At 72.2% G+C, this 11,698-nt stretch carries 9 protein-coding genes; 7 read left to right on the top strand and 2 right to left on the bottom strand.

The window, feature by feature from the left end; all coding sequences use genetic code 11:
• Nucleotides 1-25 precede the first annotated feature (25 nt).
• Nucleotides 26-730, top strand: a complete 705-nt coding sequence (locus ACZ7L4_RS10525; protein ID WP_472101334.1) for a GH12 family glycosyl hydrolase domain-containing protein — start codon at nucleotides 26-28, stop codon at nucleotides 728-730.
• Nucleotides 731-757: 27 nt separating this feature from the next.
• On the opposite strand, the gene ACZ7L4_RS10520 is transcribed toward ACZ7L4_RS10525, so the two are convergent.
• Together ACZ7L4_RS10520 and ACZ7L4_RS10515 are read right to left on the bottom strand one after the other, a co-directional pair.
• The gene (locus ACZ7L4_RS10520; RefSeq protein WP_472101333.1) at nucleotides 758-1,633 is read right to left on the bottom strand and encodes an alpha/beta hydrolase; all 876 of its coding nucleotides are present in this window, start codon (nucleotides 1,631-1,633) and stop codon (nucleotides 758-760) included.
• Between the two features lie 20 nt (nucleotides 1,634-1,653).
• Nucleotides 1,654-2,670 carry a LacI family DNA-binding transcriptional regulator gene (locus ACZ7L4_RS10515; protein WP_472101332.1) on the bottom strand — a complete coding sequence of 339 codons (1,017 nt, stop codon included), beginning with the start codon at nucleotides 2,668-2,670 and terminating at the stop codon, nucleotides 1,654-1,656.
• A 182-nt stretch (nucleotides 2,671-2,852) separates the two neighbouring features.
• Between ACZ7L4_RS10515 and ACZ7L4_RS10510 the strand changes: the two genes are divergently transcribed.
• The 6 genes from ACZ7L4_RS10510 to ACZ7L4_RS10485 all read left to right on the top strand — a co-directional run bounded on the left by ACZ7L4_RS10510 (nucleotide 2,853) and on the right by ACZ7L4_RS10485 (nucleotide 11,673).
• On the top strand, nucleotides 2,853-4,382 hold the full coding sequence (locus ACZ7L4_RS10510) for a carboxylesterase/lipase family protein (protein WP_472101331.1): 1,530 nt from the start codon (nucleotides 2,853-2,855) through the stop codon (nucleotides 4,380-4,382).
• 65 nt (nucleotides 4,383-4,447) lie between these two features.
• Nucleotides 4,448-5,173, top strand: a complete 726-nt coding sequence (locus ACZ7L4_RS10505; protein ID WP_472101330.1) for a YoaK family protein — start codon at nucleotides 4,448-4,450, stop codon at nucleotides 5,171-5,173.
• A 283-nt stretch (nucleotides 5,174-5,456) separates the two neighbouring features.
• Complete coding sequence (locus ACZ7L4_RS10500) at nucleotides 5,457-5,678, top strand: type A2 lantipeptide (RefSeq protein ID WP_356373765.1); 222 nt, start codon at nucleotides 5,457-5,459, stop codon at nucleotides 5,676-5,678.
• 153 nt (nucleotides 5,679-5,831) lie between these two features.
• The gene (locus ACZ7L4_RS10495; protein ID WP_472101329.1) at nucleotides 5,832-6,629 is read left to right on the top strand and encodes a DUF2118 domain-containing protein; all 798 of its coding nucleotides are present in this window, start codon (nucleotides 5,832-5,834) and stop codon (nucleotides 6,627-6,629) included.
• Nucleotides 6,626-8,857 (top strand): NHLP family bacteriocin export ABC transporter peptidase/permease/ATPase subunit, encoded by a 2,232-nt coding sequence (locus ACZ7L4_RS10490; RefSeq protein WP_472101328.1) that lies wholly within the window; start codon nucleotides 6,626-6,628, stop codon nucleotides 8,855-8,857. Before ACZ7L4_RS10495 ends, ACZ7L4_RS10490 begins: the two co-directional genes overlap by 4 nt.
• Nucleotides 8,858-8,859: 2 nt before the next feature.
• On the top strand, nucleotides 8,860-11,673 hold the full coding sequence (locus ACZ7L4_RS10485; protein WP_472101327.1) for an NHLP bacteriocin export ABC transporter permease/ATPase subunit: 2,814 nt from the start codon (nucleotides 8,860-8,862) through the stop codon (nucleotides 11,671-11,673).
• Nucleotides 11,674-11,698: the final 25 nt, after the last annotated feature.

Below are 11,698 nucleotides of genomic sequence, written 5' to 3'. Positions count from 1 at the left end.
ACCACCGAAGATGGAAAGGGACACCATGGCACCCTCCACCAGACGCACCTTCCTCGGTTCCGCCCTCGCGGCCGGGGCGCTGCTCGGCCTCGCCTCCACGCCCGCACGGGCGGCGGTGTGGTCCTCGTCCGAGCAGTGGGGCAACTACACCACCCCGGACGGCTACATCCTCTACAACAACATCTGGGGCTCCGGCGCGGGCTCGCAGACGATCTGGGCCAACTCCTCGTCCAACTGGGGCGTGTGGGCGGACCACCCGAACACGGGCGGCATCAAGTCCTACCCCAACGCGAAGAAGATCGTGAACCGGCGGCTCGGCTCGCTCACGTCACTGACCAGCAGTTACAACGTGAGCGTGCCGGCCTCGGGCGCGTACAACACCTCGTACGACATCTGGGACAGCGCGTACGACCACGAGGTCATGCTCTGGATGAACTACAACGGCGCCGTCGGTCCGCTCGGCACCTCGCAGGGCACCCTCACGCTCGGCGGGCACACCTGGAACGTGTACAAGGGCAACAACGGGGCCAACGAGGTCTACTCGTTCCTGCGGACCTCGGACTCCACGTCCGGCACGGTGAACATCCTGCCGATCCTCAAGTGGATCAAGGACACCAAGGGCTGGTGGGGCGATGTGACCATCGGTGACGTGCAGTTCGGGTACGAGATCACCTCGTCGTCCGGCGGACTGAACTTCACGACGAACAGCTTCAAGGTGTCCGGCGGCTGACACCGCCGGACCACCCCGGCCCGGCCGTCAGAGGAGCTCGGCGATCTCCGCCAGCACCCGGGCGGCCGGTGCCGGGTCGACCAGCCACTTCAGGTGCGAGCTGTCGAGCGTGCGGACGCGGAAGGGGTTGTCCGGGGTCAGCGCGTCGCCCTCGCGGATCAGCCGGTCCTGGAGGGCGGGCGGCAGGCTCGTGTCGTGCGCGAGGCGGACGTACGTCTTCGGGATACGGCCCCAGGTGTCGGCCTGCGCGCGGTCGCCCTCGTCGCCGACGTCGAGGTTCTCGTCCGGCTGGAAGGTGTTGAGGAAGGTGCGGAACTCGTCGTCGGTGCCGTCGGCGAAGAAGGCCGACCGGAACGCGTCGAGTGCCTTCTCGTCGGCGGTGCGGAAGTTGACGCGCAGCAGCCCGAGTTCGGCCGGGTCGCCCGCCATCGCGAGGCCGAGCGCGGCGATGTCGACCGAGGCCATCTCCGGTTCGGCGTGGTAGTCACCCACGCTGAGGTCGATCGGGCACCAGGACCCCACGTAGACGATGTGGTCGATCAGGTCGGGGCGCCGGTTGGCGGCGGCGGTGGCGGTGACGCCGCCGCGGCTGTGCGAGACCAGCACGACGGGGCCGTTCTCCTTGGCCCGCTCCAGCACGCCGATCACGTGATCGGCGTTCTCGGCGAGGGTGACTCCCCTGATGGCGCCGGGCGTCGAGGCGAGGCCCGCCGGGTCCTGCGGGGCCTGGTACGCGGCCGGGTAGGTCGCCGCGAAGCCGTGTCCCGGCAGGTCGACGGCGGCCGAGCGGTGACCGAGCAGGCCGAGTTCCGCCTGGAGCGGCGCGAAGGAGAAGGAGTTGGCGAACGCTCCATGAACGAGGACGTACGTCGGGTGCACAGGCACGCTCACTCTCTGACACATCGGGATCGAATGCGACGATCCTATGCGGCGGGCGGCGCCTGCGCGGCACTCTCCCGGACAGTCAACTCGGGCGCGAGCAGCACGACTTCCTCGGCGGAGCCGCGGCCCTCGATCTGCGCGACGACCTGTTCCACCGCGCGCCGCCCCATCTCCTGCGCGGGCACGGCGACCGAGGTGAGCGGCACCGACGCGTGCCGGGCGACCTGCTCGGGGCAGACCGCGACGACCGACACGTCCTCGGGGACGGCGCGGCCCGACTGGCGCAGGAGGGCGAGCAGCGGGTCGGTGGCCGCCTCGTTCTGCACGATGAAGGCGCTGGTGCCGGGGCGCTCGTCGTAGATCCGCGACAGCGTCGCGGAGACGGAGGCGTAACTGCCCTCGCAGGGGCGGTGCAGGAGCCGCAGGCCGAGTTCGGCGCTGCGCTCGCGCAGGCCCGTGAGCGTGCGCTCGGCGAAGCCGGTGCGGCGCTCGTAGACGGCGGCGGCCTCGCCGATGACGGCGATCTCGCGGTGCCCGAGGCCCGCGAGATGCTCGGCGCACAGCGCGCCCGCGGCGGCGAAGTCGAGGTCCACGCAGTGCAGTCCGGTGGTGTCGGACGGCAGCCCGATGAGGACGGCGGGGCGGCTCGCGGTGCGCAGCAGCGGCAGCCGCTCGTCGTCCAGTTCGACGTCCATGACGATCACGGCGTCCGCGAGCGAGCTGCCCTCGATGCGGCGCACGGCCTGGGCGCCCTCCTCGCCGGTGAGCAGCAGGATGTCGTAGCCGTGGGCGCGGGCGGCGGTGGCGACGGCCGTCGCGATCTCCATGAGCACGGGTACGTACATGTCGGTGCGCAGCGGCACCATCAGGGCGATGATGTTGGACTTGCTGCTGGCGAGGGCGCGGGCCCCGGCGTTGGGGTGGTAGCCGAGCGTGCGCACGCTGGTCTCGACGCGCTCGCGGGTGGCCGCCGAGATGGACCGCTTGCCGCTGAGGACATAGCTCACGGTGCTGGCGGAGACTCCGGCGTGCTTGGCGACCTCTGCGAGCGTGACCATGTCGTTCTCCTGAAGCCGAGTCCGAAGGGGATGGGCGACCCGCCCAGTGCGCCGGCGTCGGCGGGAGCCGCCCGTCGTTCGGCATGTCGACCCTATGATTTGCGCAGGGTGCCTGTCCAGAAGTTCGTCGAAGCGCTTCGACGCCCGGCCCGGCACCAGCCGGGCCATCAGGGAGGACACGTATGACCGACGCCACCCCGACCGCGCCGATAGCCACCGCAGCGGGCCGGGTCCGTGGGCTCGCGCAGGGCGCGCTGAGCGTCTTCCGCGGCATCCCGTACGCCCAACCCCCCATCGGGCCCCTGCACTTGGCGGCTCCGGAGCCCGCACTGCCGTGGGACGGGGTGCGCGACGCGTTCGCCTTCGGGCCGCCGCCCCCGCAGTCCCTCGTGGGCGGGCTCACGGGCCGCACCGTCCCCGAGGGCGAGGACTGGCTGACGGTCAACGTGTGGTCCCCCGACCTCGGCGGGGCGGGGCTCCCGGTGCTGGTCTACATCTACGGCGGGGCGTACGTCACCGGCTCCACGGACGGGCCGCACTACGACGGCTCCGCGCTCGCCGCCCGCGGCCAGGTCGTCGTGACCCTCAACTACCGGGTCGGCGCCGAGGGCTTCGGCGTCTTCGACGGCGCGCCCGCCAACCGGGGGCTGCTCGACCAGGCAGCGGCGCTGCGCTGGGTGCGCGAGAACATCGCGGCGTTCGGCGGCGATCCGGACCGGGTCACCGTGTTCGGGGAGTCGGCGGGCGCGGGCTCGGTGGCCGCGCTGCTCGCGATGCCGTCGGCGGCGGGCCTGTTCCGGCGGGCGGTCGCGCAGAGCGTGCCGGGCACGTACTTCTCGCTCGATCTCGCCCGGGACATCGGCGCCCGGATCGCGGAGCGGCTCGGGGCGCCGGGCGCGGGGGCCGCGGAGCTCGCCGTGTGCGCGCCGAAGGCGCTGCGGGACGCCACCGACGACCTGATCCGCGCGCTGCCCTCGTACGCGGACCGGTGGGGCCGTGTCGCGCACACCGCCACCCCGTTCTCGCCGGTGGTCGACGGCGAGGTGCTGCCCGTCACCCCGTGGGAGGCCCTCGCGGGCGGCGCCGCGCGCGACGTCGAACTCCTCACCGGGCACAACAAGGACGAGTACCGGCTGTTCACGATCATGGCGGGCCGGTACGGGAAGACGACCGAGGAGGAGGCGGCCGCGGCGCTGCTCCGCTACGGCCCAGGGCCCGACGCCGGGGCCCGCTACCGGGCCGCGTACCCGAATGCGAGCGCGACCGACCTCCATGAACTGGTGCAGTCCGACTGGCTGTTCCGGATCCCGACGCTGCGCCTGGCCGAGGCCCACGCGGCGGGCGGGGGCACCGCGTACGCGTACGAGCTGTGCTGGCAGGCGCCCGGCGCGGACGGTGCGATGGGCGCCTGCCACGCCCTGGACGTGCCGCTGGTCTTCGGGACGCTCGACTCGGACTTCGCCGGGCTCTTCCTCGGCGGCACGGCCTCGCCCGCGGCCGTGGCGCTGTCCGAGGAGATGGGGGCGGCGTGGACCGCGTTCGCCGCGGGCGAGGGCCCCGGGTGGGCGCCGTTCACGGCGGACGGGCGGGCGACCCGGATCCTCGACGCGCCGTCGCGCACCGCGCCGTACCCGGAGGAGGCCTCGCGGCTCCTGTGGGAGGGCGTGGGCTTCGCGCCGCTGGACCTCGGGCCCGACCCGGCCGCGGCGTAGGAGCGGGCCCGACGCGCCGTCGCGCGAGCGTTTCGGACGGGCCTCGCGCGTCTACCGTCTCGGGCATGGACACACGCCCGCACGTCTCGCTCGTCCTGCTCGCCGCCGCCTCGGGGTCCGTGGACGCGCTCGCGTTCACGGCCCTCGGCGAGACGTTCGCGGGCGTCATGACCGGCAACCTCGTGCTGCTCGGCATCTCGGCGGGGCAGGGCTCCGGGCACGAGGTGGCCGCTCCGCTGTACGCGCTCGGCGGGTACGCGGTGGGCGCCGCGGCGACCGCGTTCGTGTGCCGGGGCGTGCGCGGGGACCGCACCCAGGAGTGGCCGGGCCGCGTCGTGGCCTGCCTCGCCGCGCAGTGCGCGCTGCTGGGCCTGCTCGCGGTGGCGGGCGGACTGCTCGGCGGGGACCCGGCCGGGGCCTGGCGGACCGTGCTGCTCGTCATGGCCGCGCTGGCGATGGGCGGGCAGTCCGCTGCGATGGTCGCGGCGGGGGCGGGGGCCGCGCCCACCACCTACTTCACGGGGACCCTGACGACGCTGGTGACCGGGGTGGTCGACGGGTCCGGGCGGCGCCGGGAGCAACTGTGGGTGACCGGGCGGTTGTTGGCCGTGGTCGGCGGCGCGGCCTGCGCGGTTGCCCTGCGGGAGGCCGCCGCGCCGTGGGGGTTCGTGCCGCCGGTCGTCCTGACCGGCGCCGCGGTCGCATGCCAGAAACCTGCACACCGAATGCGCAGGGCGGTCACGGCACTTCGCAAGAAATCATTGCCTCGTACAAGCACCGCGCGCCATTGATGCGCGAGTGTCCCCCTTTGCTGCCCGGCGACACAGGGTGTTCACAATCCTCTCCGTGAAGAATGTGAAGGACATGCCACCCGGCTGTGAACACCCCGGCACATGACGGTAATTGGCCTCGCCGATCCCCTATGAATGGACGCGGTCCGATTAGCTGTGCGACGCGTCAACATGCTTTGATCCTCCGCATCGCATGACGGCCGTAGGGATTCGCAGCCACCGATTTCCAGCGCGCCCCGCGAATTTCGAAATACCCGGACATACCCAAGAAGGGCGGCTCATTATGAGCAACCACATTGAGACCGTTGAGATCTCGGACGCCGACCTCGACAACGTCTCCGGCGGCCTCGTCGGCGGCCTCGTCGGCCAGGTTCAGGGCACCGTTGACGGCATCGCCCCGGTTTCGGGCACCGTCTCCTCCGTGACCAACACGGTCGAGGGCCTCACCGGCCTGAACACCGGCGCCGTGACCGGCCTCGTCGGCGGCGTGACGGCCGGCCTCTGAGTCGGATTCGATCCCTCGGGATCGCCGCGCCACCTCCTGACGGGTGGCGCACCCCAAGCCTCGGGACCCCGTGTCCCGGGGCTTTCGGGGCGTCCGGGGTCCGGGAATTCACAAGACCGGCCCGGCATGGAAGCTAGGTAAGGGAAAGACTCCGTGCAGTTCCGCCAACAGGCCCTGTCCAAACTGCAGTCGCCGGAGGAGCTCGATCTGCCGGTGCGCCTCGCGCGGCCGCAGGGTCTGCTCGTACTCGCCGTCACCGTCGTCGTGATGGTCGCCGCCTGCGTCTGGGCCGTCACCGGCTCGGTGTCCTCGACGCTCAAGGCGAACGGCATCCTCACGTACGCGCAGGGCAGCTACGTCCTGCAGACCCCCGTCACCGGGCAGGTCACCGGCCTGTACGTGAAGGAGGGCCAGCGGGTGCGCGCGGGCGCGCCGCTCCTCAAGGTGCAGACCGCCCAGGGCAACCGGGCCGTGCGGGCCATCGACGCCGGCCGGGTCACGGCGCTCGTCGCACGGATCGGCTCGGTCGTCACGACCGGCTCCGACGTGGCGACGGTGGAGAAGACCGGCTCGGCGCACGACCCGCTGCTCGCGATGCTGTACGTGCCCGCCACCAGCGCGGGCAACGTGGACGCGGGCTCCGACGTCGACCTGAACGTGCCGCAGGCGCGGCAGTACGGCGTGCTGCGCGGGAAGGTCAAGGCCGTCGGCCGCGCCGCCGAGACGAAGCGGCAGGTCACCGACTTCATCGGGGACAGCTCGCTGGCGGGCGAGTTCACGAAGGGCGGGGCCCGGGTGCCGGTCCTCGTCCGGCTCACCAAGGCGGACACCAAGTCCGGGTACGCCTGGTCCTCCGACGGCGGACCGCCCTATCCGCTCGCTTCCATGACCCTCGCCTCCGGCTCCGTACACCTCGCCGATCAGCGTCCGATGGATTGGCTGAAGCCGTGACCACGACCTCACTGCCGCCCGCGGGCCACCGCCCGGACCGCCGCCGCGCGCGCCCGGCTCCCCCGCCGGCCAAGCGCCGCCGCAAGGTGCGCACGCCCACGGTGCTCCAGATGGAGGCCGTCGAGTGCGGCGCCGCCGCGCTCGCGATGATCCTGGCGCACCACGGCCGGCACGTCCCGCTGGAGGAGCTGCGCATCGCGTGCGGCGTCTCGCGGGACGGCTCGCGCGCCTCGAACCTGCTCAAGGCGGCCCGCAGTTACGGCATGACCGCCAAGGGCATGCAGATGGAGCCGACCGCGCTGGCCGAGGTGCAGGGCCCGGCGATCCTGTTCTGGGAGTTCAACCACTACGTCGTCTACGACGGCATGGGCCGGCGCTTCGGGCGCCGCGGCGTGCACATCAACGACCCCGACAAGGGCCGCCGCTTCGTGCCGATGGAGGACTTCGACACGAGCTTCACGGGTGTCGTCCTCGTCCTGGAGCCGGGCGACGACTTCCGCACGGGCGGGCGCAAGCCGGGCATCATGACGGCGCTGCCCGCACGGCTTCGCGGCACCACCGGCACGATGCTCGTGGCGCTGCTCGCGAGCCTGCTGCTCGTCGGCGTGGGCGCGGCGGTGCCCGCGCTCAGCAAGACGTACATCGACCTGTTCCTCATCGGCGACCAGACCTCGCTGCTCGGCGCGCTGTTCGCGTCGATGGGCGCGATGGTGGCGCTGACCGCCGTCCTGACGTGGCTGCAACAGGCGAACCTGCTGCGCGGGCGCATCATCTCCTCGACGCTGAGCAGCGCCCGCTTCTTCGGGCATCTGCTGCGCCTGCCCGTCACGTTCTTCTCACAGCGCAGCCCGGCCGACCTGGTGCAGCGCCTGCAGTCGAACGACGCGGTCGCCGAGACCCTGGCCCGCGACCTGACGTCGGCGGGCGTCGACGGGATCGTGGTGCTGCTGTACGCGGTGCTGCTCTACTCGTACGACCCCCAGCTCACAGCGGTCGGAGTAGGCATCGCGCTGCTCAACGTGGTGGCGATGCGGGTGGTCATCCGGCTGCGGGCGACGGGCACGCAGAAGCTGCGCGCGGACACGGCGCGCCTCACCAACACCTCGTACACGGGCCTGCAGCTCATCGAGACGATGAAGGCGACCGGCGGCGAGAACGGCTACTTCCGGCGCTGGGCCGGGCAGCACGCGACGACCCTTGAGGAGCAGCAGAAGCTGGGCGTGCCGAGCGCGTGGCTCGGCATCGTCGCGCCCACCCTCGCGACGCTCAACAGCGCGCTGATCCTGTGGATCGGCGGCATGCGGGCGGTCGAGGGTCATTTGTCGGTGGGTCTCCTGGTCGCCTTTCAGGCGCTCGTCACCCGCTTCACCGCGCCGCTGACCCGGCTGAACGGCGTCGCGGGCCGCATCCAGGACTTCGCCGCCGACGTGGCCCGCCTCAAGGACGTGGAGAACTTCCCCGTCGACCAGCTGTACGCGCGCCCCGAGCAGGTGCAGAGCACGCGCCGCCTGCGCGGACACATCGAGCTGGACGACATCACGTTCGGCTACAGCCCGCTCGACAAGCCGCTGCTGTCCGGGTTCACGCTGACGGTGGGGCCGGGGCAGCAGGTCGCGCTCGTCGGCGGGTCCGGCAGCGGAAAGTCGACCGTCTCGCGGCTGATCTCGGGGCTCTACGCGCCGTGGGAGGGCGTCATCCGGATCGACGACCGGCGCCTGGACGACATCCCGCGCGGCGCGCTCGCCGCCTCCGTCTCCTTCGTCGACCAGGACGTGTTCCTCTTCGAGGGCACGGTCCGCGACAACGTCGCGCTGTGGGACCCCTCGATCTCCGACGAGGCGGTGGAGGAGGCGCTGCGCGACGCGTGCCTGTACGACGTGGTGGCGCGCCGCCCCGGCGGTGTGCGCGGCCGCGTCGAGCAGGACGGCCGGAACTTCTCCGGCGGGCAGCGCCAGCGCCTGGAGATCGCGCGTGCCCTGGTGCGCCGCCCGTCGATCCTCGTGCTCGACGAGGTGACCAGCGCGCTGGACGCCGAGACCGAGCAGACGGTCATGGACAACATCCGGCGCCGCGGCTGCGCCTGCGTCGTCATCGCGCACCGCCTCAGTACCGTGCGCGACAGCGACGAGATCGTGGTCCTCGACCACGGCCAGGTCGTCGAGCGCGGCCGCCACGAGCACCTGGTGCGGGCCGGCGGGCCGTACGCGGACCTGGTCAAGGAGCACTGAACATGACCGACCTGCAAGCCGAGTTCACCTCCTCCGACCAGGTCGTCGCGGCCTTCGGCGGCCTCGGCGCACCCGTCGACTGCACCGATCTGCGCAGCCTGCCGCTTGAGGGCCCGCACGTGCTGTGGCTCGTCGCGGGCGGCGCGCTCGACCTGTTCGCCGTCGACGTCCAGAGCCAGGGCCACTGGCACTTCCTGGGCCGCCTGGAGCCGGGCACGCTGCTGCTCGGCCCGGTCGAGGGCACCCAGCACACCCTCGTCGGCCGGCCGCTGTCCGGCTGCCAGGTCCGCCGCATCCCGCTGCGCGAACTCCCCTACGCGCCACCCGCCTACGACGGCTCGTACGGCTGGAGCCTGCTGGAGGAGGCCTTCGCCCTCGGCGTGGGCCGCGGGCAGAAGATCCTGTTCGAGGCGCCGCTCGACGGGCGCACCGTCGAGACGCAGGAGGACTCCCTCGTCGGCGACGACGACGTGCTGTGGCCGCAGCTCGCGCCCGGCAGCGTGCAGTACGGCTCCGCCTACGCGGCGGACGCGGCGGCCGATCTGCTGGTCGACACCGGCCTGTGGCAGCGCATGGTCAACCAGCAGTGGCGCCTCCTGTCCACGCTCGACCGCTGGATCGAGCGCCTGGAGAGCGCCCACGAGGACCGCGCCGCCGCCGGCATCCGCGCGGGCGAGGCGGTCCGCGAGCAGGCCGACCGCACGCTCCTCGCGTCCATGGGCACCAAGCGGGGCCGGGTGCGCTCCGCCGACGCGGGCGCCGACGCCACGTACGCCGCCTGCAAGATCGTCGCGGAGGCTTCCGGCATCCGGCTCGTCGACCCCGACCACCTGGGCGCGGTCAGCGACCGCCTCGACCCGGTCGAGCAACTGGCCACCGCCTCTCGGCTGCGCACCCGGCCGGTGCGCCTCGCCGGGGACTGGTGGCGCCGCGACGCGGGCCCGCTCGTCGGCTACCGGGCCTCGTCCGGCGCCCCGGTCGCACTCCTGTACCGGCGCGGCGGCTACGAGACCGTGAACCCGGCGGGCGACCGCCGCGTCCGCGTCGACGAGGACAACGCGGAGGACTTCGAAGAGCGGGCGATCATGCTGTACCGCCCGCTGCCCGACGGCGATCTGACCCCGCTCCGGCTGATGCGCTTCAGCATGCAGTCGATGACCAAGGACATCCGCAGGCTGCTGCTCGCGGGCCTGGTCACGGTGGCCCTCGGCGCACTCGTGCCGGTCGCGACCGGCCAGGTGCTCGGCACCTTCGTCCCCAACGCGCAAACGGACCTCATCACGCAGGTGTCGCTCGCGGTGGTGGTCACCAGTGTCGTGACGGCGGCGTTCATGCTGCTGCAGAACCTCACGGTGCTGCGCATCGAGGGCAGAGTGGAGAGCGTCCTCCAACCGGCCGTCTGGGACCGGCTGCTGCGGCTGCCGACCCGCTTCTTCGCCTCCCGCTCGACGGGCGAGCTGGCGAGCGCCGCGATGGGCATCAGCTCGATCCGACGCCTGCTCTCCGGCGTCGGCCCCATCGTCGTCCAGTCGACGACGGTCGGTGCGATGAACCTCGTCATGCTCCTCCTCTACAGCGTCCCGCTGGCGATGGCGGCGCTCGGCATGCTGGTCCTCGTCGCGGCGATCTTCCTCACCCTCGGGCTGCTCGAACTGCGCTGGCAGCGCCGCCTGGTCAAGCTCGGCAACAAGCTCAACAACCAGGCGTTCCAGACACTGCGCGGGCTGCCGAAGCTGCGCGTCGCGGGCGCGGAGAGCTTCGCGTACGCGGCGTGGGCGAAGGAGTTCGCGCGCACCCGGGAGCTGCAGCGCAGGGCCGGCCGCATCAAGAACGCGACGACCGTCCTCAACTCGGTGTACCTCCCGCTGTGCTCGCTCGTGATGTTCATGCTGCTCGCGGGCCCGGCCCGGGGCAGCATGTCGGCGGCGTCCTTCCTCACCTTCAACACGTCGGTGACGATGCTCCTGACGTCGGTGACGCAGCTGACCGGCGCGCTGATCTCGGCGGCCGCGGTGCTGCCGATGTTCGAGCAGATCAAGCCGGTGCTCGACGAGAAGCCCGAGGTCCGCGAGGCGGCGACGCAGCCCGGCGAGCTGACCGGCGCCCTGGAGGCCCGCGGTGTCTCCTTCCGCTACACCGACGACGGCCCGCTGGTCCTCGACGACGTGAACCTGTCGATCGAGCCCGGCGAGTTCGTGGCGGTGGTCGGCGAGAGCGGCTGCGGCAAGTCCACGCTCCTGCGCCTCCTGATCGGCTTCGACGCCCCGGCCCACGGCAGCGTCCTGTACGACGGCCAGGACCTCTCGGCGCTCGACCAGGCGGCCGTGCGGCGCCAGTGCGGCGTCGTCCTGCAGAACGCCCAGCCGCTGAGCGGGTCGATCCTCGACTGCATCTGCGGCGCCGAGTCCTTCACGCAGGAGGAGGCGATGGCGGCGGCGGAGATGGCGGGCCTCGCGGAGGACATCAAGCGGATGCCGATGGGCCTGCACACGATGATCTCGGGCGGCGGCGCGGTCTCCGGTGGGCAGCGTCAGCGGCTGATGATCGCGCAGGCGCTGATCCGGCGACCGCGGATCCTGTTCTTCGACGAGGCGACGAGTGCGCTCGACAATGAGACGCAGCGCATCGTGATCGACAGTACGAAGGCCCTCCGGGCGTCGCGGGTCGTGATCGCGCACCGGTTGTCCACCGTCATGGACGCGGACCGGGTCGTCGTGATGTCGGCGGGGCGGGTCGTTCAGCAGGGGTCGCCCGCGGAGTTGTTGGCGGATACGGGTGGGCGGTTGCACGAGTTGGTGCGGCGGCAGATGGCGTGAGGTCGCGGGGCTCCGCCCCGGACCC

It is taken from the genome of Streptomyces sp. NPDC107575 (genome assembly GCF_055657265.1).
Note: the sequence above shows the minus strand (reverse complement) of the source record. Positions and strands in the feature narration are given on the sequence as shown.